Source organism: Sulfuricurvum sp. (assembly GCF_041651515.1).
In the GTDB taxonomy this organism is placed as follows: domain Bacteria; phylum Campylobacterota; class Campylobacteria; order Campylobacterales; family Sulfurimonadaceae; genus Sulfuricurvum.
Genome location: NZ_JBAZJF010000003.1, coordinates 164,733 through 190,029, shown reverse-complemented (window position 1 = coordinate 190,029; position 25,297 = coordinate 164,733). Strand labels below are relative to the sequence as shown.

Sequence of the window (25,297 nt, the reverse complement as noted above, 5' to 3'; positions counted from 1 at the left end):
TTTACCTTACATCCCTCGCGATTTTTTTATCATTTCATACGCACCGTTGATCTCTTGGACTTTTGCGGTGGAGAGTTGGATATACTCTTCATTTGCCCCTTGGGCTTTGATGATATCGGGATGGTATTGTTTGACGAGGGCACGGTACGCTTTTTTGATCTCATCTACCGAGGCCTCTTGGGTGATTCCTAACAGCATGTAGGCTTGATCAATGGAACTCTCTTTAACACTTTTCTGATGCATAGAATCAAATTGGTGGAGCATTTCGGTGAATTCATCATCGCTAAACTGCAAATACCATCCGATTCTATGGAGCATCGCTTCTTCGGATTTGCTCAACGTCCCGTCAATATAGGCAAGATTGACCATAAACTGCATCATCTGTATACGTTTGTGCGGATCGTTTTTGATGAGTGTATTGAGTGCCAGAGCTACGGTATCGACATTGGTACTGATCTCTTTTTCAATACTGAAAATCTCTTTTAGGAGTTGTTTAGTTGCTTCAGGATCGGGGAAGAGGGTACTGATATCGGTAAACATGTTTCCGACAAGTTCGGCTTCAAGCTCATCGACACGCCCGTCAGCTTTTGCCACTTTTGCCACCAAGGCGACAAAAAGTCCCAACTCACTGTTGGCTAAAGCCTCTTTGTTTAAGACAAAACTTCGAAATTGTTTTGGGGAGTATTCACTCTTTTCATAACGCGAATAGCTTTTGCTGATCCAATAAAAAACGGCGAATAAAACGGCGACAAGTAACAGTTGACTCATAGTATCCTCATAGGTTAAAAGGTAAATGCAATAGTAGCGTTAAATGGACAATAATGCGTTGTAATGTGACCGGTTGGTGTACTATGGTTACGATACAATACAACAAAGAATGTATACTCAACGCTAATTTGGAAAATTGATATGAGTTATTTGATACATTATAAACAAGGAATCTGATTGTGAATGCGGTTTATTTAGCCAAACAAAAAATTTTTAATCGGCATGGCAAGCTTTTTGCTTATGAACTGCTTTTTCGAGACCATGAATTTGGAATAAAAAAATTTCCTTCAAATATTCAGGCCACTTCCCATGTGGTTTTAAATACGCTTACCAATGTGGATACTAATGAATTGTTGGGAGATGAGGGGATTGCGTTTATAAATCTGGATGAGCATGCACTGACATCCGGAATCATTGATATCTTAGATAAAAACAGATTTATTTTAGAGATTTTAGAGACAACGGATTTGAATGAAAAAGTTGTTGCCAATATAAAGCGGTATCACAAAAGAGGCTTCAAAATTGCCATTGATGATTTCGATTGCAGTGTTGAAATGATTAAAAAGTTTACCCCTTTATTGAAGTATGTGCATATAGTCAAAATGGATGTTTTGGCGGCGGAAGAAGAGAATTTAAAAAATGTCATGGCCAAAATTAAAAAATTGGGGATAAAAGTACTGGCTGAAAAAGTTGAAACCGAAAAAGATTATAACCGTTATCTTGAAATGGGATTTGATCTGTTTCAGGGATATTATCTCCATAAGCCCGAAGTGGTTGAAATTGACCGGTATAAAGATGCAACGCAGCTCATTATTTTAAACCTGATAAAATTGATTAAAAATGATGGGGCTACCTCCGAAATTGAATTTTATATCAAACAACGGGCGGATCTCTCCTATAAATTGATTAAGTTTATTAATAACCAAGCGAGATTTGATACGGAGGTCGAATCGATTTCACAGATCATTACGCTGCTTGGAAGGGATAAACTCTTACGTTGGCTCCTTTTATATCTGTACGCTGAAATGTCGAATAATCCGGTATCGGAAGCCATGATGAGTGTCGCGACTAAAAGAGCCGAAAAAATGGAGGCTGAAGCTGCACCGCGTGAAAAAGACAAAGCCTATATGTCAGGTATGTTCTCGATGCTGGATGCCCTTTTTGATACGGATATTAAAGAAGTCATGAAGGGGATTAAAGTGGACAAGGACGTAACGGACCTTGTCCTTGATAAAAAAGGGAAATTTATATCAAGCTTTAGACGAGCCGAACACTTGGAGAGAACCTATTTAAAAAAACTCTTATGCGATAACTTTGATAAGATCGATATTACCCTTCTAATCTATGCATTGGAATTGAGCAGTGTTCATATTGATGCAAATGAATTCTAAAGACTCCCTTGAATTATAGGGATCGGTGTACATACGCTTCAAACTCTTTCGGGGGGAGCGGTTTGCTAAAATAATACCCCTGCACTTCATTACAGCCGTTTTCCTTCAGTAAAGCAAGTTGCTCGGCCGTCTCAACACCCTCTGCGATGGTTATCATTTTAAGAGAGTGTGCCATATTGATAATGGTATTGACGATGGTTTGGTCTTCGGTATTTTCGGTAATATCGCGAATAAAGGATTGATCAATTTTGAGTTTATAGACACGGAATCTTTTAAGATAATTGAGCGAAGAGTATCCGGTTCCAAAATCATCAATGGACATCCGTATACCGTGACTGTAAAGCTCCTCCATCAGCTCAATGGCATGGAGAGGATCTTCCATGGCAATTCCCTCGGTAAGTTCAAGTTCGAGATACTCTGCCGGAAGGTCGAGCTCTTCGAGGATACCTAATACCATTGACACCAAGGTTGGATGGCGAAATTGGATGGCGGAGAGATTGACCGCCATAATAAAAGGTTTCATCCCCTCACTCATCCATACTTTTAGCTGTCCAAGGGCACGGCGGAGTACCCATTCTCCGATACTAACAATTTGTCCGCTGTCTTCGGCAATCGAGATAAATTCTGCGGGAGAGACCATGCCCATAGAGGGATGATTCCAGCGTAAAAGTGCTTCAGCACCGATAATATCTCCGCTTTCGATGGAGATTTGCGGTTGGTAGTACACTTCAAGCTCATCACGCTTGAGTGCATACCGAAGGGCACTTTCCAGTTCAAGATTACGAGCAGAGCGCGCTTGTATTTCAGGGGTGACAAAACGGTAGCAGTTTCGTCCGTCATGCTTAGCGCGGTACATGGCGACGTCGGCAGCTTGCAGCAGTGTCTCTGCCTTATTCCCGTCGATGGGATAGAGGGAAATTCCGATCGATGGGGTGACACTGAACTCATGGTTATGAATATGATAGGGCTGTGAAATAGTATCAATCAGTTTTTCGGCAACGTGGGCCGCACCGTCGGCATCCGCACCGGGAAGTATGATGATGAATTCATCTCCCCCTTGTCGAGAGAGGGTATCTTCATCGCGAATAACCGATTGCATCCGTTTCGAGACCTCAATGAGAAGTTCATCTCCGATGGTATGTCCCAGCGAGTCGTTGATGTTTTTAAAATGATCCAGATCTAAAAAGAGGAAGGAGATGGACTCTTTTGCACGATAGGCGATGCTGATAGCGTATTTTATCCGGTCATTAAGGAGGATACGGTTTGGCAATTCGGTAAGGGGGTCATAATGCGCGAGCCATTGTACTTTTTCTTCGGCAAGCTTTTGAGCGGTAATATCTTGTATGGAACCCCGTATCCGAACGACTTTTCCTTCTTCAATAACCGGTGCACCGATAGTACGTACCCATTTTAGATTTCCCTTCGGGGTTTTCATCTGAAGTATCAGATCGTAGGGCTTAAAGCTGTGGATTGTATCCTCCAAAGCTGTGGTTATTTTTTCGAGTGATTCGCCCTCATAGACACTGAGTCCCAGTGTCATTGTGGTCGGATCATTCGGGTCTACATCGTGAATAAGGGCCACCTCTTTCGTCCAGTGTCCCAATCCTGTTTCAGGATCAAATTCCCATCCCCCGACATGTGCCATGGAACTCATCTCTTCGAGGAGCTTTTCGGTATGGAGTAAATGAATTTCTGCCTCTTTGCGTTTGGTTTCACGATCAAAATTTTCCATCGCAAAACTGATATCCATTGCCATTTCTATCATAAGTTCTTGGATTAACGGCTCAAACGCATTGAGGGTTTGAGAATAGATCGTAAAAACACCGATCACATCATCGTATAAATGAATCGGAAGGGCGGCGGACGATCTCCAGCCCATGGCTTTGCCCCGTTCATGCCAAAGCTCTGTTGCGGGGTCATTTAAAAAATCCTGACACCAAAAAGGGCGATTCTCACGGACGGATGTACCGGTAGGACCTTTGCCGGAGGGGAGATCTTCTTGGGTGGAGATTTCAAGTCCCTCAAGATATTGCAGATGATCTCCGTACGATGCGGTTGGATAGATATGATGTTTTTCCGGATCAATGAGTCCGATCCATGCCATACTCATCCCCCCATGAACCACACTGCTTTTGCAAATCTTGTCAAAAAGCTCTTTGGGAGAGTCGGAGTGGACAATAGCATGATTGCATTGGCTCAGAGTAGCATACGTTTGAGTGAGTTGATGGATACGATTTTCATTGGAATGGCGTTCAGTGATATCGTGCGCTACCCCTAAGATACCGATGAGATTCTTATTTTCATCCATCATTGGGATTTTGACTGTTTCGAGGAGGGCTGCATGTCCGTCGTCGGCAAAAGTAATCCACTCTTCGTTGATACTTGGGGAGTGGGCTTCCATGGCAACACGGTCATTGCGGCGGAAAAAATCGGCGAGTTCTTTATCGACAAAGTCATAATCGGTTTTGCCGACGATCTCTTCCTCTTTGGCACCGAAAAAACGCTCAAACATCGGGTTGCAGAGCAGATAAATCCCCTCTTTATCTTTAAGCCATATCAGATCGGGGATTGTGTCTAGAAGGGTATGGAGCTGATTTTTCGTTTGTGCGATCTCGGCTGTACGCTGTTCTACGAGTTTTTCAAGTGAAAAACGGTAATTTTTAAGTTCGCTGTACTGTTTTGCAATGTATCCCAAAAGTATACTCATAAGAAGGCCGATCGCAATCTCAAAGGATAATAACCAATGATGATGCCACCCATTGATCGGTGCAATACGTAGCATCCATATGGCATTGGGGAGATCGATGGTTTGTTCCACCGGAAGCGTTAGACTCATTTTACCCGATGCCGCAATAATTTCTTCTCTTTTTGTTTGGGGATTGATACGGCTTAGGGTATATTGATACCCCTCTTTTTTCAGTGTGTTAAGGGCAGTAGCATTGAGAATATCGGGAAAACGGATGACGACAAGAACGAATCCCCAAAATTTATTCTCTTTGGTAAAAATAGGTAAGCGACCGACAATTCCTTTGCCTCCTTGAACGAGATTCAAAGGACCGGCGAGGGTAAGTTTCCCCGATTGACGTGCCAATAGGGCTTCAGCTTGCTGTTCTGGATCGGTGAACAGATTGAACCCCAACGCTTTTTTATTGGTGGAACGGGGAACCACACGGCGAATAACCCCATCCGGAACGAGTGCAATTTCGGAGATCATGGGATAAAATGTTATAAGTTTATTCCCGATAGACTCAAAGTTCGGGATAGTCCCCTCTTGCTCAATCATCGCGGCAAGAGGATAGGTGAGTGCGAGTTTTTGGTCAATCTTTTTGCGTAAAAGATTGACGGAATCATGCGCGATTGCAGTTGCTTCGGCATGCATTTTTTCCGAGTGCATCCCTTCTAAATGCCAGATTACGGCTGCTGATGTGAGGGCGGTAGTTAAGAAAATCAACAGACCTGCCGCCCATCCGTTGTAGAAGATGCTTTTTCGATCATTTAAGGGAGAAAAGTTTGGCATGAAAACCTTTCTATAGTTATTAATTTTAGTAATTTTAATTGTATCGTTTTTTTACTAAATACCTTTCTTTAGAGTGGTAATTAACTCTTTTTGGTGGCAGTAATAAAGATAAGATTATCAACCATCTTGACCATAGTGTCAGGATGATTTTTTTCAATTTCTTCTATCCCTTCGTCGATCTCTTGATCGCTGAAAGAGCTTAAATCGGACATGAAACGGTGACGCAGCATGAGGTACCACTGCTGTTTTGGAAGGGTGAAGGTATGGCTTCGGCATTGTGTATCCACAAAAAATCCCGCCTCATGCAGCTCTGATTCGAGTGCTTCATACGGTGGTTGATTGCGTGCGAAAGCTTCCTTCGCCGCATCAAAAAAGGGGAAATCAATAGATTGAGGGCGGGTAATAATAAGGAGTTTGCCATTGGGGGGAAGCTGATGATATATATTGTTCCAAAAGGGTTCTCTATCGCTAATGTGGTGAATCACCTCTTTGAGTAAGAGTTTGGTGTAGGGGAGATTCAATGCGCAAAATCCAGAGGCATCGGTGCAAATTGATATGATATTATCAATTTTGGAAGCCTCATCACACATTGCCTTTGAGGGTTCGATACAGTAGGCGCATTTAAGATCTGCATCGGAGGCCAATTTACTGGTAAACGTCCCTGTTCCCCCCCCGATATCGACTAATATATCGGTACTGGTGAGGGCAAGATCAGACATGATATGCGAATGGACAAACTCTTTGTATTCGTCGGAAAAATGCCAAACGGTGTTAAAAAAATCGGCAAGAGTGTCGTAATGATTTATTTCCATACAAAGTCTTTCTGTGAGGTAGGAGGAATTGTATCTAAAAGAGATCAGAGATACATCACGTTACTTTAAATCGGTTTCGAAAGTTTTTAGCCCCGTCTTTACTGCTTTCAATCGTCTCAGATATCCCCTCAAATATAAAGCTTAGACGACTTTGATCAACGGTATTCATCTCCTTGATCTGGTTTAGATTGATCAGATAAGAGCGGTGGACTCGTAAAAATCCGTGCAGTTTCAGCATCTCTTCGACATCGGATATTTTCTTGGGATAGTAGGAAAATCCTTCCCGTGTACGGAGTATCACTTCGGAGAGATCGGCTTTGACATACAGAATATCTTTGGGAGCGAGGAGGTAATGGGCTTCTCCTGCCTTTGAAATAAGGCGCAACTCTTTGGAACTCTCTTTTGCTAAGGCTCTTTCGATAGAACGTTCAACAGCTTCGGCAGTATAGGGCTTAAGGATATAATCAACAGCCCCTACGTCGAAAGCTTTTATCGCGTAATGCTCATATGCACTTTGATAGATGAGAGCCATTTTTTCGTGTTGATAGCGTAAGCAATACCCCAGTTCAATCCCGTCCATATCCGGCATTGCTATATCTAAAAATGCAATATCAAAAGATTTTTTGGCCGAAATTCTTAACGCTTCATATCCATTGGATGCTTGGGTAATATGGGTATAGCCCAAGTTAACGAGGAGACGTTGCAGACGTGTAAGGGCGAGAGGCTCATCATCAACGATCAAAATGCGCATTACAATCCTTTAGTTCGATCAGATAGGTTGGGATATCGGTACGCTCTATTGTCAATTTACCCTCACAGAGGTGAGAGAGACGTTCTTGAAGATTGGAAAGACCGATGCCGAAAGAGGGTTTTGTGATAGGTTTGCCGTTATTGGATACGCGGATGTGCAAAGAATTATGGATGTGGACTATGTGTATCGAGATGGTAAAATCGGTAGAGGGGCTTTGTAAACCGTGTTTAATCCCATTTTCGGCTAAAAGCTGGATTGAAAATTTCGGAACCATGAGCACTAAAGCACTCGATTCCACCTCAACAGACAGAGCAATAGCTCCGTTAAAACGGATATTTTCCAAATCGATGTAATCACGAACCTTTTTCAACTCTGCGCGCAGCGGTATAAGGGATTTTTCACCCATGGTATTGCGTAAAAAGGTTGAGATTTTAACGATGGTTTCTTCTGCTTTGTGTGGGTCTTGATGGATCAATTCCGTGAGAGAATTGAGCGCATTGAAGAGAAAATGGGGATTGAGCTGTGTCTCTAAAGAGCTCAGGCGGCTTTTGATAAAAAGACGATGGCTCTGATCTTTTTCATTGCGAATTTTAACAAAACGGTAGACGAGCAAACCGATCAGATAGGTGAGACTACCGATGATCGATGACGTTTGATACGGGTGTGTATCAAAATGCTCTATGAAGGTGATGGCAGTGAAATGAAGGATACCGTAAGTAAATAACGTTCCTAAAAAGCCGGACAAAAAGGAAAACAGGGCTGCACTCGTATTCCACAAAGATTGAGAAATATTTGGTAGAAGATAACGGTTCATGGTCGTGATAAAAAATAGGGAAAAAAAGGTGATACAAAATCCGAGGACTATACCGAATATCCCCCCCTCTATGAGGGATAATTCGAGGAGATGGTATTCTAAAATGGACAAGAATGTGGAAAACAATATCCCGATCAGTAAAATACTGAGCCAATCACGTGAGGTGACACGCAGTTCTAGATTACGCATCGATTAATCTTTTGACATTCATAGCGCTCATTGCCCTTATGCCGCACAGTATCGTGTATGCGGTGACACTCTTTGAGGGGTGTGTCATCCGAAGTTGTGCAGAGTGTATCATAAATCAAGATACGAAGCAAACGTTAAACCCCTAAAAAACATCGGGATAAGAGATCACTTTAATGGGTCGATAGATCAGAATAAAATCCAAATTGATTGCGTCCCGCTTGCTTTGCAGCATACATCGCCGAATCAGCACTGTTGAGTAGACGCTCTGCTTTTTTTCCGTCTTTTGGAAAAATACTGATCCCGATACTGCAGGTAGTGAAGATCTCTTCTCCGTTAATGATAAAAGGATCATTGAAGAGCTGTTGTATTTTTTCGGCAACGGCTATAAGATGCTCCTCGGAAGCTTCATTCTCGATAATAAGGACAAACTCATCCCCTCCATTACGTGCAATGGTATCTCCTTTTCGAATTACTTTCCGTATCCGTTTAGCAACGTACACCAACAGCTGATCTCCGATCAAATGACCCAGTGAATCATTCACCTCTTTGAAATGGTCTAAGTCAATAAAAAAGAGTGCGAACAGTTGACCGGAGCGACTCTTTTTCTCTATGGCATGATTAATCCGATCCTCTAGCAGACGACGATTCGGCAGACGGGTGAGGGGATCATGCATCGAAATATGGGTCAGTTTTTTGGTCTCATGCAGCAGCTGATTTTGGATGTCGAGATAAGCACTGATATCATGCCGAATTTCGAGATAAGCAATCATAGTCCCTTCTGGATCAAAAATGGGTCTTGTGTGGATATCGACATGATGTTTCTTGCCCTTTTGATCGGTGTGGACATGACGCAGGGTAGAGGGGGTTTTGGTTTTGGAAACGTATTCTGCCGGGCAGGGATGGGTGCCGTCGGAACATGCACCGCTGGTTTGACTTGAAACGGTGTAACATTTTGGAAAAAGTTCATTCACCCCTTCTCCTCCAAGATCCTTGGCCGCTTTATTCATCATGCTCACCCTCATATCCAATTCAATATATAAAACAGGGTCAGGAATCTCATCGATGACGGTTTGCATCATAATACGAGAATGGGTTAGCGATTTTTCAAGCGTTAATACTTTTGCCGCTTTGTATAAAGCCTGGAGCATAAGATGGGGATTTGTAGGTTTTAGAATGTAATGATCGATGTGCAACGCAATACTTTTAAGAAGTACTTGGGAATCATCGATGGCAGAGTTGATGATCACGGGAAGATGAGGAGAATGTTTTCGCATACGCGCTATCATCTCTAATTCTTTAAGTTCGGGAAGCTGAAGGGTACTCAGGAGCATATCAGGATGGGAGGTTTCAAAAATTTGAAGTCCCTCTTCCGGGGTTTTTGCAATAAAAATAGTTTTGAAATGGTGTTCAAAGAGACGTATAAAGGTCTCTCTATCGCCATCATTATTTTCGAGATATAAAAGAGAGTAATTTTTAAGCGTCAAGGTTTAGACCATCCCTTTGATTTGCTGGATTAATTGTTGGATAGAGGTGACATCTTTTTGCACCCCTACGTAATATTTTAGTTTTCCCGTATTTTTATCAAAGATCGGGCTGATGGTTACTTCGTTATAGATAAGTTCTCCCGATTTATGGTAATTACGAAGGATTACGGTGACATCTTTTTGCTCTTTCATCGCTTGACGTATCTCTTCAAGGGCGCTTTGATCGCGATCATCCCCCTGTAAAAAACGGCAGTTTTTTCCGATGATCTCTTCGGGAGAATAGCCGAAGGCATTGGCAAAAGCGTGATTGATATAGATAACCGGATTGTCAGGCTGGTTGGGATCAGAGATCGTGATGCCGTTTTTGGCTTGGTCGAGAATATCGATGAGATGATCGGTAAAGACAGGATGGCTTTCGCGATTTTTTTTCAGCATATAGCTTCCGCCGTAATAGTTGACGACAGTGAGGCATGGGAGACGTTTACGCAGATTGCTGATTAAGTTGCGGACATTTCGGGGGGTATACTCTTGCTCATAGGTATCCCATATATGCAAAAAAATCTCAACACTGCTGATCGGTTTATTGTAATTGCCGATCAACAATTTAAGAAGCTTTTTCATATTAGAGGTTAACGGTACGATCTCATGATGCAATTTAACGGTTTCAGAGGCCGCATCCCAATAACATCGATCGCAAAGTTTGAGGGTGTGATGAGTATTCATAGCCTTATTGTAATCCAAAAGTGTCTTCAAAGTGTCTATATAATGACTAAGTTGTGACCAAAACAAATAAATAGATAAATTAGCCATTTTTTTTTCATTTTAAGACTTTACCTAAGATTTTTTTCGATATTCTTAGTCAATATCTCTTATGTGGATGGGGTTGGATGGTCGAGTCAAAGACGCTAAAGCAGTTGCATGTATCATTACAGTCCTATGCTTTATTGTACGTTGAAGATAATCGTGGTTTGAATGCTCAAGCAAGTGTATTATTTAAAAAAATAGTGGACACCGTTTACTCGGCATACGATGGAGAAGAGGGGTTAAATCTCTTTACACAGCATCGACCGGATATTGTCATTACGGATTACGGCATGCCAAAAATGGATGGTTTGACAATGGCGGAAGCTATTTTACGGATCAATCCCGATGCAAAAATCATTATTACCAGTGCCAATGATGACCCCAAATTGCTTCATCGCGCACTTCGGATCGGTGTTTTTGATTTTTTAGTCAAACCGCTTCGGATTGAAACCCTTGTTGAAACCCTTGAACGATGTTCTCAGCTGCTTCGAGATGAGCTCCATCGCCGTATTTTTACCACGAATCTCCATACCATCTTCAATTATCAAAACAATCAGGTTTTACTCTTGTACAAACAGAATGTGGTGATGGCGAATCAGCCTTGTCTCGATTTTTTCGGGGTACCAAGTACAGAGATATTTCGTAAACAATTTGTCTCTTTTGGAGAGCTGTTGCTGGAACACAACGGTTTTTTATACAATCACGATGATATGGAGTGGTTTGATCATCTTTCTCACCATCAAGGTAAACTGTTCAATGTCAAGATAGCAGATACGGAGGGGATATCACACCATTTTGTCCTCAATTATCAAAGTATTCCCGAAAAAGAGGGGTATGCGGTTTTATCGCTCAATGACGTCAGCGAATTAAATCTGCTAAAACTTTATGACAGCAGTGCAGTGGAACGTGAACGTTTGGCAAAAGATGAAAAAGTGGTTCGCGGATTATTGGAGATGGCGATGCGCAGCGGTGCAAAAATTCGTGTCCATAACCTCTATAAGGGGCTTAGTATTACCAATGACGGTATCATTATAGCGGTCGGGGAAAAAGAGGTTGTCCTCAAAACCCCTTATGTTCAGCTCAAAGCGATGCAGCATGAAGAGGAGTTTTATCTCTCTTCGGAGTTGTTTCCGATGGCGATATATTGCAATACGATCAAGCGGATCGATTTTGATCCGCAGAGTGTCACTTTTGTCCATTATAAAATGGTACAAACCTCTCCAACCCGTCGGCAAGCGATTCGTGTGGTACCGGATGACGATGTAAAAGTTACTCTGCTGTACGAGGGACGAAAATTTGATACGGATATTGTTATTTTAGATATTTCAATCAAAGCAATTCGGCTTCAACTCTCAACCCTTCCATCGGGATTTGAGTTAAAACACTCGGTTGTTATTGATATCGTTTTATCGACTGCGCTACGACCGATAATTATCAATACCAGTGCGGAGGTGTATCGAATTGACGAAGGGAGACACAACTATGAGGTGGTTTGCACGTATGAGTTACACGGGCAAGCGCAAAAGAATATGATCGACTACGTCGCGAAACGGCAAATGGTGCTGATTCGAGAATTTAAAGGATTGCAAAGTGAAAAATGAAACTCTGTTGTATGATGATGGAATGCACAAATGTGTGATGTTCAGTCTTGAAGATGAAGACCATCAAGATTATTCTCTCTCGGTGAACCAATTTTTGATTATTCAGCACGATAATGCCGTCTTGATCGATCCTGGGAGCGGAGCTGTATTTGGTGAGTTGTACGATGCAGTCGCTCGCCATATAGATCCCTCAAAACTTAAATACATCTTCTTTTCACACCAAGATCCTGACGTTGCGGGAGCCATTGCGGAATGGAGTGTTTCGACAACGGCGAAGTTGGTCGTATCAAAACTCTGGACTCGATTTATGGGACATTATGGCTTGATGGATATGGGGCGTATAGTCGCCCTTGAAGATCACGGTGGAAAGATTAAATTCGGGAATGATTTTTTACAATTTATACCGGCCCATTTCCTTCATTCTCCGGGCAATTTTTCACTTTATGATAGCCGATCAAAAATTCTTTTTTCCGGTGATATCGGTGCAGCGGTTCTCTCTCCTCAGAATCTTCATAAAAAAGTTGACAATTTCGAAGAGCATCGTCCTTTTTTGGAGAGTTTTCACGGACGTTATATGGCGGCTAACCGTTTTTGCCGTGCATGGGTAAAATGTGTCCGAGCTAATGAGGTAGATATGATTGCTCCGCAGCATGGATCGGTGTTTCAAGGAGAATTTGCCCAACAATTTTTGGCATGGTTTGAAGAGGTTGAGGGGGGATGGGAACATTCTGAAGAACTCTATGGATGTTAAAAGCGAAGAGAGACAAAAATAGAGTAGCGATATTTCTCGATTTATGTCTATAATACAGGAATATCAATGAGAGGAGTTTGTCATGCTAAAAGAGTTATTGTACACAGGTATGGGGGGAGCGTTATTGCTCAAAGAGAGAGTCGAAGAGGAACTTAAAAAGCTTGAAGAAAAAGGGAAACTCAATGCCGATGAATCCAAAAGTTTTTTGGAGAACCTAAAGACACGCGGTGAAAATGAGGAGACTCGTCTCAAAGAGGAACTTAAAACCGCTATTAAAGAGGTGATTGAAGAACTGGGACTTGCGACTAAAAAGGATATCGAAGCGCTCAAATCGTGAGTCGTCTTTATTCGCCCGCTCGATTGTGGAGTGTATTCCGGCTTCTATTGTCATTTTATCTTCTGATCAAAAAAAAGAGCCGTTTTTTAGGGGTTACCCCCTTTTCACCTAAAGCACTTGCTCATACCATTACGGATTTGGGTGCCAGTTTTATTAAACTTGCCCAAGTGCTCGCTACTCGTAACGATTTTTTTGAATCTGACTATCTTGATTCTCTAAAAACCCTTCACGATGACCTTCCTCCGATGCCGATAGATGCGTATGAAAGGGTGATGAATCGAGCCTTTCCGTCACTCCCTTTTATTCGCTTTAATCCCAATCCTATCGCTTCCGCATCGATCGGTCAAGTGCATGAAGCGTGGCTGGATGAGAATACCAAAGTTGCGGTAAAGCTTAGACGTGACGGTATCGAAAAGCGTATTCGTGCCGACATCCGAATTGTTACATGGTTTAATATCCTTTTTAACCCCCTTTTTTCCCATACGACGCGTCACTCAATCGAGTCGGTTATTGCTGAATTTTCCACCATGATTGTTCAAGAGTGCAGTCTCAACCATGAACGTGCTAATTTGGAGAAATTTTCTCATATGTACGCTTCATCGGGGGTTATTTTCCCCCGTCCCTATCCTCAGTACAGTTGTGATGATGCCTTGGTAATGAGTTATGAGGTGGGATGGCGGTTTGATGAGCGTGAAGCAATTCTCTCAAGTGGTATTGATATTATCCCCCTTATCGATAAACTGGTCCGTTTTTACACCGATCAGATGCTTGTACAAGGTTTTTTTCATGCCGATCCACATCCGGGCAATCTCCTCGTTACACCGAATGCTCAGCTGGTATTGCTTGATTTTGGGATGGTAAAGAGGGTATCCAACCCGACCCGTATTGCGATTATTGAGCTTTTACGCGCTGCCAATGAGCAAGATTATGAAGCTTATGTAAGTGCATCTAAGCGGTTAGGTACCGTTGCCTATGATGCTCCTACGGCAGAACTTGCCGAATTTACCGAACGGATGTTTGAGATATTTGCCAACGATGCCCTTGATAGCAGCAGTATGCAAGAATTAGCATTTCAAGTATTGGAACAGACCCGTAATCTCCCTTTTAAACTCCCCCAAGAGGCGATCTATATTTTGCGGGTAAGTGCAATTATTGAAGGTCTTGGGACGACCTATATCGAGAATTTTAATGGAATCAAGGATATTCTTCCGATATTACAACGCAATATCCCGCGTGCGTTGGGGATGAAAGACTCTTTGCTTGAGAGCATTATCGATGAGATTAAGCATCTCCCCGATGACGTACATGCTGCCCGAGAGACACTTCGTCGCGCCAGCAGAGGGGAGTTAGTGGTTGAACTTTCCCCTCTTCAACTGGAGAGTATAAAACAAAGTGTTGAACGCTCTCTGCGTCCGATCATTATGGCATTCATCCTATCTTTAGGGGCGATGAGTGCATGGATGGGGGGGATAAACGAATTGGCCTATATCCTTGTCGGGGCGGCAATTATGAGGTTATGGTATCGATGAAACAGTATCGTTCTAAAATTGTCCTTATCGGAGCATCCACCGGAGGACCGGGGGTTATTGAGCAACTTATCCGTGCATTGCCGGAACATTATCCCCATCCCATTTGTATCGTGCAACATTTTCCTGCCCAATTGACCCATTCGTTTGCGACACGACTCCAAACGTGTACGGCCAATAGTGTTGTTGAGTCCAGTGATGGGTTAATCCTAAGCGGTGAAATGATCGTAATCGCTCACGGCGGAAATCATCTCTCTTTTGGTACGAAGGGAGAGACGGTTATAGTGAGCCACAAAAATGCTCATGAAGGGGCTCGGGAAGATTTTGTACCCAGTGTCGATGAGATGTTTTTAAGTGCGTTAGAGGTGTACGAACCCTCATCTATCATGGCAATCCTCCTTAGCGGAATCGGAGATGACGGTGCGGAGGGGATGGTTAAGATCGCATCCGAGGGGGGGATGACGCTTTGTCAAAATGAAGCCAGTTCCGCGGTATTCGGTATGCCGCGTCAGGCAATAGAGAGGGGCGGTGCACGCTATATTCTTTCCCCTGTTGAGATGATTGAAGCAATGATTCAGTTTGGGAAGCAGTAGAGTATGCGAGAAGAGACTATTAGCGCTATTTTGGAGCGGATTCAACAGGAGACCGGAATTGTCCTTTCACGTGCTACCGATCGCGCCCGTATTTCACGCTATCTAGATAATGGCGGCATACTTCCCAAAACGCATGAACCGCTCCCCGACACTCTGCTTAATCTTATCACTACCAATGAGACCTATTTCGAGAGAGAATCTCACCATTTTGACCGTTTGATAGATGAGATATTGCCCCAAATCGATCGAAGCGGTGTCTCCAAGCCGATACGAATTCTCTGTGCCCCAAGTTCCAGTGGTGAAGAAGCGTATACGATAGCATTACGTATTCTGGAATCGTCGCTACGATTGACCAGAGCGATCGAGATCATTGGAGTTGATATCTCTCCTGAGATGATTCGGCGTGCACAAGAAGGGGTTTATTCAAAGCGTTCCATTCATGCGTTAAAGCCGGAAATAGTGCAACGTTATTTCCGTATGCAAAATCAGGAATTTAAAATTAATGCGTTAGAAGGTATGAGTGTCCGATTTCTCTCGGGAAACTTATTTGATCCGTATCTGTGGAATGAATTGGGGAATTTTGAGATTATTTTTAGCCGTAACATGATGATTTATTTTGACAAGTCCAAAAATAGAGAATTGCTGCTACGGTTTCGGGATCATTTAGAGGGATTTTTGATTTTAGGGCATGCAGATGATCATATCCAAGCACGAGAGCTATTTACTCCAATGCGAAAAGAACGGGGTGTGATATATCACACCTAAGTGCGGTATACGGAGACCTGATCGGTTAAACGTTCTGTCATTTGGTGTAAATGCTCAGCTGCCGAAGCAATCTCTTCAACACTTCGTGCATTGGAGGTTGAGAGTTCATTGATTTTACCGATTTTACGGATAATTGCATCGGTCGTATCGGCATTGGTCTGCGTATCTTCAGAGAGTTTTTCGATAGCATCGACTGTGTGTGCCAGTGCATTAACCGCAGTTTCAGTGTGGTTATCCACTTCGGCTGAGGCACTTACTAGTTGTTCGATACGGTTAGTGTTATGGTTCATCTGATCGGTAATATCGTTGATCGATTGTACGATGACATTGACCGTTGCATTGGTTTCTACGAGACTTTTTTGAGTTCGTTCGGCAAGTTTGCGTACTTCATCGGCAACAACGGCAAATCCGCGTCCGTGTTCTCCTGCCCGTGCCGCTTCAATTGCAGCATTGAGGGCGAGAAGATTGGTTTGATCGGCGATATCGGCGATGACGGTAAGGACTTGTTTTACTTGAGATGCCTCTTGAGAGAGCGCGTTGAGTCTCTCGTTGATCTCCCCTTCCATTTGAACGGTGAGCGAGAGCTGCTCAATGGTATTATGCAGTGCTTTTTGAGCTTCTTGGAGGTTTTCACGAGCATTGAGGGCTTTTTCACGAACACTTTGTGCTTCGCGTGCCGAATTTTGCATGGTAATTTTCATGTGATCGGATTCAGAGGTTGTTTGGGCAACGATTTGTGCCTCTTCTTCTGCAAGCTTACCAATGCTTAGGGTAGTTGCAGAGAGTTCTGCGGCTACGGATAGGTTTTCACTGGATGCAGAGCGGATTCTTTGAAATGATTGGCGCAGCATACTTACAAGTTCATTGAGTTTACGTCCCATTTGGGAGAGCTCATCATTCCCTTCTATTTTGGTGTCTCGAGTAAAGTCACGATTATGGGCAATGGTTTCTATGGTTTCTTCTAAACGGGAGATAGAAGCCGTGATATTCCGGATAAGAAGATAAAACATGGTTAATATGATGACTGCCGAGAGGAGAATGATAGTATTCATCCATGTTGCATTGTTACTGAGTCGATTTTTATTGGATTCTTCCATCTCTGTATTGAGTTTTATAGAGTCATCGATATAAGTTGTTTGCAATGCTTCGGCTGCTTTTCCGAGCTGTTTTAACTTTTGCCCCTCCGTTGAATTTTCAAACGCTTCATCAAAAATTTTCTTACCGTATTTTTGAATAATTGCGATACGTGGAGCATTCCCCTCCATCCATGCATGATGTTGAGAGATTAAATTTTTGAGAGACGATTGGTTCTCTTTGGAGATCGTAATGGCTAATAACTTCTCCAGAGCTTTGGAAAGCTTTTGATTTCGATCTTCATAGCGAGATAAATAGGCAGCGTCTCCTGCATGCAATTGATAGCCTCGAAGTTCCATTATGGCACCGTTGGTATTAGCACGAATATCGGCTAGTAAAACCATTTTATCAATGGTTGTGTCTGCTTCTTGAATATTGGTGTACGATAAGTATATGAGAATTACGTAGGTAATTAAACTGAGTGCCATCAATGCACTGAGTTTCCCTTTAATAGTCTCTAATCTAATCATTTGAATTCCCATAGTATAATTTAATATAATTATATCGTATGAAAAATTAAAGAACTGTTTTTAAAAGATATGTAGGTAAAATTATTGTGCGATTAAAAGGTTATTAATGAAATTTATTTTCTTTATTTTTATTATTATTTATCCATTGTTTGGACAAAGTAATTTACAAAAAGTGACTCTCCAGCTGGATTGGAAATATCAGTTTGAATTTGCAGGTTTTATTGCTGCAAAAGAGAAAGGATTTTACAAAGATGTCGGCTTGGATGTCCAATTACGCGAATACCAAGCCGGTACCGATATTGTTGCGGATGTTCTGAACCAAAAATCGACCTACGGTGTTTATAATTCCAGTATTGTTGTTGAAGAGGGACGTATTCAGCCGATTGTTTTACTGGCCACCTACTTTCAGCGTTCACCACTCGTTTTTGTTGCTCAAAAGGGGATAAAACATCCGATTGATATGCTCGGAAAAACGATTATGGGGACAACGGATGAGCTTAAATACAGTTCATTGGCTCTATTGCTGGACCATTTCAGCATCTCTTCTCAAAATGCCCGTTTTAAAGATCATACATTCCATTCAAAAGACTTTATGGAGGGGAAAGTAGATGTTATGAGTGCCTTTCTCTCAAATCAGCTTTATACTCTCGATCAAGCGGGTATTCCTTATGAAGTCATTGATCCGGCAGAATACGGCTTTGTCATGAGTGCGGTTAATTTGTTTACGTCACAAAAAGAGGCACTGGATCATACGGAACAGACCCAAAAATTTATCAATGCGTCCAATAAAGGGTGGGAATATGCGCTTGCGCATCCGAATGAAATTATTACCCTTCTCCTTCGTAAATATCACGTACAAAAATCGCGTGATGCACTCATGTATGAAGCAAAAGTGACCAAAAAGTTGATGATGACCGACTTCTATCCAATCGGTCAAGCCAATGAGGAGTTGACCATCCGCTCTTTTAAGCAACTGGAACAGGCAGGCTCTTTATTTCCGGGGCAAAAATTGGGTCATTTTATGTTCAAAGATGTCATCGCATCCTCTTCTAGCGGTATTTCATTAACATCGAAGGAAAAAGAGTATCTTCTTCAAAAGAAAAAAATAGTGGTGTGTGTTGATCCGGAGTGGTATCCGTTTGAAGCAATTCGTGAGGGGAAACATATTGGAATCGCAGCCGACGTGATGAAAAATTTTGAACATAAATTGGGAATTCCTTTTGAACTTCGATTGGCAGATTCATGGGATGAGTCGATTGAACAGGCCAAAAAACGGGAGTGTGATATATTCTCTCTTGCTTCCAGTACCCCTGAACGTCTCGTGTATATGGATTTTACTTCACCGTACGTAACGCTTCCGATTGTAATGGCGACGACTATGGATAAACCGTTTACTGAAAACATTACGACGCTACGCGATAAAAAACTCGGAGTGGTCAAAGGGTATGCAATTGCCGAGAAACTTAAGTCACAAAATCCTGATTTGAATATCGTAGAGGTCCAGTCGATAACGGATGGATTGAAACGGGTAGAAAGCGGAGAGCTTTATGGCTATATTGATAATCTGATCGTTATTTCTTCGTATATCCAAAAAGAGTATCCGGGAGTTTTAAAAGTCTCATCACGCCTTGATGACAAGGTTGACCTCGGTGTAGGAACCCGCAAGGATGAACCTCTTCTCCATGATATTTTTGAAAAATTGGTTCAAAATCTGGATGAGCCGACAATGCAGAAGATTTATAACCGCTGGGTGTCGACAGTCGAAGAAGTGTCATGGATAGACCGTGCAGTGGTTTGGAAAGTTCTTGTAGCTCTCAGTGCACTCCTTATACTGTTTTTATGGCGCTATTCTATGCTCAAGCGTTACAATGCTAAATTGTTGGAACTTTCGACTACCGACAAGCTTACGGGTTTATATAACCGACAAAAAACCGATGAAATACTTATTGAAGAGAAGAAAAAAGTGCATCGCTATCCTGCATATTCTTGTAGCGTGATGATGATTGATGTCGATTTTTTCAAAGCAGTGAATGATACGCAGGGGCATCAAACGGGAGATAAAGTTCTTCAAGCGTTGGCCGAAGTTCTAAAAAACAATGTTCGTTCGATCGATATTGTCGGACGTTGGGGTGGTGAAGAATTTATGGTGATTTTGCCTCACACGAATATGGATGAGGCTATGAATGTAGCTGAAAATCTCCGCCACAAGGTAGAAAAATATCCTTTCATAGATAGTAATTCGGTTACGATCAGCATCGGGATAGGGGAATTTTTATCTACCGATAGCGTCCATGAATGTATCGGTAGAATAGATTCGGCTCTGTATGAGGCCAAAGCCAATGGGAGAAATCAAGTACAGCGTGCATAATAAGGGGTGAGAAAAATGTAATACATCCCCTTAAAGCGTGCTTTTAAAATAGTCCAATGCTTTTTTTGAACTTATTTTATGATCAACGATCGGGTGCGGATAATTGTTTATAGAATACTCTTTTAATCCCTGTTCATCACGCAAAATCTTTGATGGAACATCTCTGATCGCAGAAAGGTATTTTTTGATATAGATTCCCTCTTTATCAAATCTTTCCGTTTGGGTGTACGGATTAAAAATTCGAAAATAAGGTTGCGGATCAACCCCGGTTCCCGCACTCCATTGCCATGATAGGATATTGCTGGCTGCATCATAGTCCATTAGATGTGCTGCAAAAAATTGTTCACCCCATTGCCACGGGAGCAGTAAATTTTTGGTAAAAAATGAGGCACATATCATACGTACACGGTTGTGCATATTGCCGGTCTCTAATAATTCTCTGACCCCCGCATCGACAATAGGGACCCCTGTACGTGCAGCACAAAAAGCTTCGAAATAGCTCTCATTTTCAATACCTTTAAACGGATAGCGAAAGTTTTGAGAACTAAGATGCGGATAATGATAGAGGAGCATGGCATAAAAATCACGAAAGATGAGTTGTCTAAAAAAAGGTTCCGTATCAATACCAAGACTTTTTTGTTGAGTAATCCACCTCAATATTTCACGAATCGATATCGTTCCGAATCGTAGATCGCTGCTGAGACCGGAAGTGGCATGCAGAGCCATAACATCTCGATTTTTTGGGTAGAGAGTAAGCTTCGTGGTAAATTGTGCTAGTTTTTCCTGAGGCGATGTAAGATAGAGGCAAGAGAGCGTTTGAGGGATAAAGTTGATTGATTCAAGGGCAATATCTAAGGGGGTATGCTCTTCATCGGAAACATGATGGAGTGTGTCATAGTCAAAATGGATTAAACGTTGTACCGCAAGGGAATATTCAGCCATATGTTCGGGGCGGAAGTGAAGTTTTGAACGGTTATAAAAAGGGGTAAAAACGAGATAGGGGGTACCATCATTTTTAAGCACTTCATCAGGGCGGAATATATAGGTGTCATGGAGCGTATGAAATTCGATTAAATGAGATATCTCTAGATCTCGTTCTTGCGCGTATTTATCATAATCCCCTGAAGCACAAACTTCTGTATAGGAACCGGTTTTTAAGAGCCATTTAAAGACATCGGTCGGCTTTCCATAGAATAATGCGAGATTAAGTCCTCGTGCCTTTAAAGCGATTCTAAGCTGTGTAAGTGTGTTAAAGATGAAGGTTACTCGCCGATCATTAGATGGAAGCGAATCTAGAATACAGGGATCAAAGATAAAGATAGGAAGGGCATCTCCTTCAAAAGATAGGAGGGGATTATCAACAACGCGCAAATCACGTCGGAACCATAAAATTCGTCTCATTATTTTCCGCTGTTAATAGCTGAACGTAAGGCGAGCGATTTGGGGTAGGGATCAAGAAAAATTTGGTTCAGAAGGTATTGTGTATCGTATTTTTTGGCATACAGATGAATCGTAGAGAGGGGGAGTATGAGTGGGACGATTTTATCGGTATAGTCTTGGATATGGCTATGAAGAATCTCTTTTTCGCTTTTGTCCAGATCGTTTTTGAAAAATCCTGCCATATGTTCCAACACATTTCGGGTACGTTTAATGGAGCTTTTACGTCCGATTGCGGTTTTAAATCCAAACTCATACATCCCAAAAATCGTTTCAAGCGGAAGGGAGTCATGGTTACCTGTAATATTACCTAAAGCACGGTAGAGCTGCTCATCTTTGGCTTGTAGCATAAATTTATGGATGGTGTGAAAATGGATGAGATCATTAAACGTAGGATTAGAGGCTTTGAGTTGTTCAAAGCGATCATAGGCAAAGAGTTGCATAATGAAATTTTCTCTCAACCATGCATCTTCAAGCCGCCCCTCTTCCTCCATCGGAAGGAGTGGATAATGTTCACGACACAGGTGGGCAAAGACGCCATCCTCTTTCCCTTCACAGTAGCCGTTTTCGAGATAAAGTTTGGCACTTTTGAGACCACAGCTGGGAGACTTGGATTTGAAAATAATGCCGCACAGTTTTTGGGTTCGGAGTCGAAAAAGTTCATTATGACTTTGCTGCACTAAAGGAGTAGTTAGATCCTCTCCGCTTTTATTGGAATGGACCTGTATCTCATCGGCAATCTTGACGAGCCTAACGGAAGGACGCGGGGTATTAAATGCAAGATGTTCAGGACAAAAGGGGACAAACTCGGCAAACGCTCCAAGCTCATCGGTAATGAAACGATCGTGTTTATGTCCGCCGTCAAAACGGATTCTTTCACCGAGCAGACAGGCGGATACTGCTAATGTCATCAGTGCTTTTCACCGGGAGGAGGGTGCACTTCACCCTCTTTGATCCCTTTAGAAATTTTTTCCAGAGTTTGTTGTACTTTTTCTTCTTGACTCATAGAGTCTTTAATAGGGAGGACAAAAGCGAGAAGGACAAATATCAAACTAAAAACGACTCCGCCTAATACAGCGAGAATGAGTTTTAATTTATCGTCATCCATCGTAATGCTCCTCCATTGATACTGTAGGAGTATTATAACGAAATTTTAGAATTCACTTTAGGATAATTTACCGGATAAGACAAGACGATTTACTATGTCTTTATTTTTCATAACGCGTTCATAGTACGGTCGGTTAACCGATCCACCGTTGTAGCCGCTGATAGCGTATAGATGATCGATTCGTCTTTCATGTAGCAAAATAACGTAATGGGTTGCTATATTTGCGGAAAGTTTTATATCTCCAAGCAAACGTCCGGCAAGCTGTACATCACTAAGGGTACTAAGCCAGTGCAGTTTCTTGACGTTTTGGGATACATGGCGAGCTGTTGCAACTTGAATCTGCATCGCTCCGAGAGAGGCTTTGGTAAAAGACTTTTTATGTCGAAAATCACCGATGGTATGATCGCCCGCGCTGCTTTCAGTTAGACAGATGGCACTTAGGTCATTTTCATATGTCTTGCCGTTTTTGTCAGGTATACTTTTAGCAACGTCTCGAACTGCCTGAAGAACGTGCAGTTGTTTCGGAGTCATTTTTTGGGTGACATCCGATGCCAAAAGGGATAGAGTCATAGTGATTATCAATAGTAAAAATCTCAATATTTGCACCTCGTAATTTAGATGTGAAATTTTAGGGTATAAGTTGCGCTGCAACAATGGTGTCGCCTTTTTAAATGAATCAGTTAAGAAAAAGTAATAGAAAAGCGGTGTGAGCTACCATGAGGCAGGGGTAGAGTACATTAAGATTAGAAGATATAATGGATTTAAAATGTTAAAATATATTATAAATGCACCTGTTACTTTAAGGTTGAGGCTGCAAAATTGGCAAAAAATAGAAAAAAAATCGGTCAAAAAACACTCTGTGAGTAAAAAAGAAACATATTTTCTTAAGTTGATCGGACTTGCATTTATTATTATGCCGTTATACGGTGAAATTTCGATAGGGATATTAAGCTCAATAGAGAATAATGCAAAGGTCAATCTTTTGTATAACAGTAAACCTATAGTGTGCAAACCGTTTGGCATTATACCTTTGGAAAATATGATGAGCGCAGCCGTGAATCCGCAAGAGTGCTCGAGTAGAATTGAATCCTTGTATCGCTCTTCTCCTCATGATAAAGCGTTTGCAAAAGAGCATTTAATTATCTCTCAATCGTACCACTTTGAGCAGATAAAAGGGGGGTGCGTGCTCTATGCAAACGGCTTGGAAACCTACAGTGAAATGTTGCTTAGCAACGGTATCGCGATTGTTGATCCGAAGTTTGATAATGTAGAGTGGAATATAAGGCTGAAGAATGCCCAAAAAGGTTCAGAAACGCATGCAACAGGATTGCACGGAACCTTGATACGAAAATTTTGTATTAAAGAAGAAAAATGAGCAGAGAGATTAATCGTCGCTGGTGAGATAAATCCAAAACTCTTTATGACTTTTTCCCTGATCCAGAAAGTAGATTTGCAAAATAGCGACCCGATAAAGGGTAATCGCCATTTTGGCAAAAGGAACCGCGAGGGAAAGACCCATCCACCAAGGTTGTTCTTTCTCCCCTTTGGTGAGGATCATATCTTCAACACCGATGTTTTTGCTCAGATAGAGGCCAAAGGCGATCGAAAAGACAAAGTTTAAGATCAACCCGAATATAGCATAGGCAAAAATATCTTGCGTTGATAGATCCATCATCACTCATTACTCTTTATAGTTTTTGATAGCGTCTTCAAGGATTTTGGTTGCGGATGCTTTGTCTTCAAATCCTTTTACTTTTACCCATTTATTAGGTTCTAACATTTTATAGGTTTCGAAGAAGTTTTTGATTTTCGCTAAAGTATGTTTAGGAATGTCACCAAGATCTTGAATCTCTTCAAAGGTAGGGTCAATTTTAGATGTCGGAACAGCAAGAAGTTTTTCATCGATACCGCTTTCGTCTTCCATAATCAAAACACCGACTAAACGACAGTTGGTTACACAACCCTCTACCATAGGATATTCGGTAAGAATTAAGATATCCGCCGGATCGCCGTCTTGTGAAAGGGTTTTATTTACAAAGCCGTAGTTCGCCGGATAGTACATCGCCGAGTGCATAACACGGTCAAGTACCAAAGCACCGCTCTCTTTTTCAACTTCGTATTTGATGTTTGAACCGCATGCAATTTCAATAATTGCTTTGACTTTATCGGGATTTTCGCCGTAGCCGATTTTGCTTAGATCCATAAGATACCCCTCGTGTATAAAATAATGAGGCGGATTGTAACGAAAGAACCTAAAAGGTTCATTGAAAGAGGATGCAGTAAATCTTTTTTAATGAACTTTATACTAGAATCACGCATCGTGTAAAGATTACGCGTGCAAATTAAACAGGGGATAGCAAGAAGTGGAATTACTGACCAAAGTAATGAAATATTTTTCAATGTTTCAATCCAAGAATCTCCCGGAATCTCATGAGGGTGCCGTAAGAGCTTCCGACACGCAATCGTCTCAGCGTCATGAGGGTGCCAAAGTAGCAGCAATTGCTGCGGCACTTCATCACCACGCTCAGGAAAATGACGACGTAAGAGCAAAAGTAGCGGCAATAGCGGCTGCACTACACCACCATGAACTTGAGAATGCTCAAAACGGTGGGATGCTCGGTGTAGCTGCCGTAATCGCGGCAATACACCACCATAATAATCTAAAGAAGTAAGGGTT

Annotated in this window: 24 protein-coding genes; 10 read left to right on the top strand and 14 right to left on the bottom strand. The window is 42.0% G+C overall.

Features of this window, described 5'->3' with window-relative positions; all coding sequences use genetic code 11:
• Nucleotides 1–6: 6 nt before the first annotated feature.
• A complete protein-coding gene (locus tag WC407_RS06500; protein ID WP_373021792.1) occupies nucleotides 7–768 on the bottom strand; it encodes a TerB family tellurite resistance protein in 762 nt (253 codons plus the stop codon).
• Nucleotides 769–947: 179 nt separating this feature from the next.
• Here WC407_RS06500 and WC407_RS06495 point away from each other — a divergent pair, with 179 nt between their 5' ends.
• Nucleotides 948–2,159, top strand: a complete 1,212-nt coding sequence (locus WC407_RS06495) for an EAL and HDOD domain-containing protein (protein ID WP_373021791.1) — start codon at nucleotides 948–950, stop codon at nucleotides 2,157–2,159.
• 13 nt (nucleotides 2,160–2,172) lie between these two features.
• On the opposite strand, the gene WC407_RS06490 is transcribed toward WC407_RS06495, so the two are convergent.
• The 6 genes from WC407_RS06490 to WC407_RS06465 form a co-directional block, all read right to left on the bottom strand.
• Nucleotides 2,173–5,676: an EAL domain-containing protein gene (locus tag WC407_RS06490; RefSeq protein WP_373021790.1), complete on the bottom strand. Its 3,504-nt coding sequence runs from the start codon at nucleotides 5,674–5,676 to the stop codon at nucleotides 2,173–2,175.
• 80 nt (nucleotides 5,677–5,756) lie between these two features.
• The gene (locus tag WC407_RS06485) at nucleotides 5,757–6,488 is read right to left on the bottom strand and encodes a class I SAM-dependent methyltransferase (RefSeq protein ID WP_373021789.1); all 732 of its coding nucleotides are present in this window, start codon (nucleotides 6,486–6,488) and stop codon (nucleotides 5,757–5,759) included.
• Between the two features lie 55 nt (nucleotides 6,489–6,543).
• Complete coding sequence (locus WC407_RS06480) at nucleotides 6,544–7,239, bottom strand: LytR/AlgR family response regulator transcription factor (protein WP_373021788.1); 696 nt, start codon at nucleotides 7,237–7,239, stop codon at nucleotides 6,544–6,546.
• The gene (locus WC407_RS06475; RefSeq protein ID WP_373021787.1) at nucleotides 7,220–8,242 is read right to left on the bottom strand and encodes a sensor histidine kinase; all 1,023 of its coding nucleotides are present in this window, start codon (nucleotides 8,240–8,242) and stop codon (nucleotides 7,220–7,222) included. The genes WC407_RS06480 and WC407_RS06475 overlap by 20 nt, the downstream gene beginning before the upstream one ends.
• A 170-nt stretch (nucleotides 8,243–8,412) precedes the next feature.
• Nucleotides 8,413–9,726 (bottom strand): diguanylate cyclase domain-containing protein, encoded by a 1,314-nt coding sequence (locus tag WC407_RS06470; RefSeq protein ID WP_373021786.1) that lies wholly within the window; start codon nucleotides 9,724–9,726, stop codon nucleotides 8,413–8,415.
• A 3-nt stretch (nucleotides 9,727–9,729) separates the two neighbouring features.
• Nucleotides 9,730–10,449 (bottom strand): PAS domain-containing protein, encoded by a 720-nt coding sequence (locus WC407_RS06465; RefSeq protein WP_373021785.1) that lies wholly within the window; start codon nucleotides 10,447–10,449, stop codon nucleotides 9,730–9,732.
• A 164-nt stretch (nucleotides 10,450–10,613) separates the two neighbouring features.
• Here WC407_RS06465 and WC407_RS06460 point away from each other — a divergent pair, with 164 nt between their 5' ends.
• The 6 genes from WC407_RS06460 to WC407_RS06435 all read left to right on the top strand — a co-directional run bounded on the left by WC407_RS06460 (nucleotide 10,614) and on the right by WC407_RS06435 (nucleotide 16,103).
• On the top strand, nucleotides 10,614–12,131 hold the full coding sequence (locus tag WC407_RS06460) for a response regulator transcription factor (RefSeq protein WP_373021784.1): 1,518 nt from the start codon (nucleotides 10,614–10,616) through the stop codon (nucleotides 12,129–12,131).
• Nucleotides 12,121–12,882, top strand: a complete 762-nt coding sequence (locus WC407_RS06455) for an MBL fold metallo-hydrolase (protein ID WP_373021783.1) — start codon at nucleotides 12,121–12,123, stop codon at nucleotides 12,880–12,882. Before WC407_RS06460 ends, WC407_RS06455 begins: the two co-directional genes overlap by 11 nt.
• An 82-nt stretch (nucleotides 12,883–12,964) precedes the next feature.
• Nucleotides 12,965–13,219: a hypothetical protein gene (locus WC407_RS06450; RefSeq protein ID WP_373021782.1), complete on the top strand. Its 255-nt coding sequence runs from the start codon at nucleotides 12,965–12,967 to the stop codon at nucleotides 13,217–13,219.
• A 47-nt stretch (nucleotides 13,220–13,266) separates the two neighbouring features.
• On the top strand, nucleotides 13,267–14,748 hold the full coding sequence (locus WC407_RS06445) for an ABC1 kinase family protein (RefSeq protein ID WP_373021781.1): 1,482 nt from the start codon (nucleotides 13,267–13,269) through the stop codon (nucleotides 14,746–14,748).
• Nucleotides 14,745–15,338 (top strand): CheB methylesterase domain-containing protein, encoded by a 594-nt coding sequence (locus WC407_RS06440; RefSeq protein WP_373021780.1) that lies wholly within the window; start codon nucleotides 14,745–14,747, stop codon nucleotides 15,336–15,338. Before WC407_RS06445 ends, WC407_RS06440 begins: the two co-directional genes overlap by 4 nt.
• 3 nt (nucleotides 15,339–15,341) lie before the next feature.
• Nucleotides 15,342–16,103, top strand: a complete 762-nt coding sequence (locus tag WC407_RS06435) for a protein-glutamate O-methyltransferase CheR (protein WP_373021779.1) — start codon at nucleotides 15,342–15,344, stop codon at nucleotides 16,101–16,103.
• Here WC407_RS06435 and WC407_RS06430 read toward each other — a convergent pair.
• The gene (locus WC407_RS06430) at nucleotides 16,100–17,707 is read right to left on the bottom strand and encodes a methyl-accepting chemotaxis protein (RefSeq protein WP_373021778.1); all 1,608 of its coding nucleotides are present in this window, start codon (nucleotides 17,705–17,707) and stop codon (nucleotides 16,100–16,102) included. The two genes, WC407_RS06435 and WC407_RS06430, sit on opposite strands and share 4 nt — an antisense overlap.
• Nucleotides 17,708–17,813: 106 nt before the next feature.
• Between WC407_RS06430 and WC407_RS06425 the strand changes: the two genes are divergently transcribed.
• Nucleotides 17,814–20,075, top strand: a complete 2,262-nt coding sequence (locus WC407_RS06425) for a diguanylate cyclase (protein ID WP_373021777.1) — start codon at nucleotides 17,814–17,816, stop codon at nucleotides 20,073–20,075.
• A gap of 30 nt (nucleotides 20,076–20,105) precedes the next feature.
• On the opposite strand, the gene WC407_RS06420 is transcribed toward WC407_RS06425, so the two are convergent.
• Genes WC407_RS06420 through WC407_RS06405 form a run of 4 tightly spaced genes read right to left on the bottom strand, consistent with a single transcriptional unit; the run spans nucleotide 20,106 to nucleotide 23,217 of the window.
• A complete protein-coding gene (locus WC407_RS06420; protein WP_373021776.1) occupies nucleotides 20,106–21,476 on the bottom strand; it encodes a deoxyribodipyrimidine photo-lyase in 1,371 nt (456 codons plus the stop codon).
• Complete coding sequence (locus tag WC407_RS06415; RefSeq protein WP_373021775.1) at nucleotides 21,476–22,423, bottom strand: YbgA family protein; 948 nt, start codon at nucleotides 22,421–22,423, stop codon at nucleotides 21,476–21,478. Before WC407_RS06415 ends, WC407_RS06420 begins: the two co-directional genes overlap by 1 nt.
• Complete coding sequence (locus tag WC407_RS06410) at nucleotides 22,423–22,620, bottom strand: hypothetical protein (protein ID WP_373021774.1); 198 nt, start codon at nucleotides 22,618–22,620, stop codon at nucleotides 22,423–22,425. Before WC407_RS06410 ends, WC407_RS06415 begins: the two co-directional genes overlap by 1 nt.
• A gap of 57 nt (nucleotides 22,621–22,677) precedes the next feature.
• The gene (locus tag WC407_RS06405) at nucleotides 22,678–23,217 is read right to left on the bottom strand and encodes a hypothetical protein (RefSeq protein WP_373021773.1); all 540 of its coding nucleotides are present in this window, start codon (nucleotides 23,215–23,217) and stop codon (nucleotides 22,678–22,680) included.
• A 262-nt stretch (nucleotides 23,218–23,479) separates the two neighbouring features.
• Here WC407_RS06405 and WC407_RS06400 point away from each other — a divergent pair, with 262 nt between their 5' ends.
• Nucleotides 23,480–23,995 carry a hypothetical protein gene (locus tag WC407_RS06400; protein ID WP_373021772.1) on the top strand — a complete coding sequence of 172 codons (516 nt, stop codon included), beginning with the start codon at nucleotides 23,480–23,482 and terminating at the stop codon, nucleotides 23,993–23,995.
• A gap of 9 nt (nucleotides 23,996–24,004) precedes the next feature.
• Here the strand turns inward: WC407_RS06400 and WC407_RS06395 are convergent, their stop codons facing one another.
• On the bottom strand, nucleotides 24,005–24,295 hold the full coding sequence (locus WC407_RS06395) for a hypothetical protein (protein WP_373021771.1): 291 nt from the start codon (nucleotides 24,293–24,295) through the stop codon (nucleotides 24,005–24,007).
• A 6-nt stretch (nucleotides 24,296–24,301) separates the two neighbouring features.
• Entirely contained in the window at nucleotides 24,302–24,823 is a 522-nt protein-coding gene (ppa, locus tag WC407_RS06390; protein ID WP_373021770.1) for an inorganic diphosphatase, read from the bottom strand.
• A gap of 160 nt (nucleotides 24,824–24,983) precedes the next feature.
• On the opposite strand from ppa, the gene WC407_RS06385 reads away from it, so the two are divergent.
• Nucleotides 24,984–25,292, top strand: coding sequence for a hypothetical protein (locus tag WC407_RS06385; RefSeq protein WP_373021769.1), 309 nt, complete (start codon nucleotides 24,984–24,986; stop codon nucleotides 25,290–25,292).
• Nucleotides 25,293–25,297: the final 5 nt, after the last annotated feature.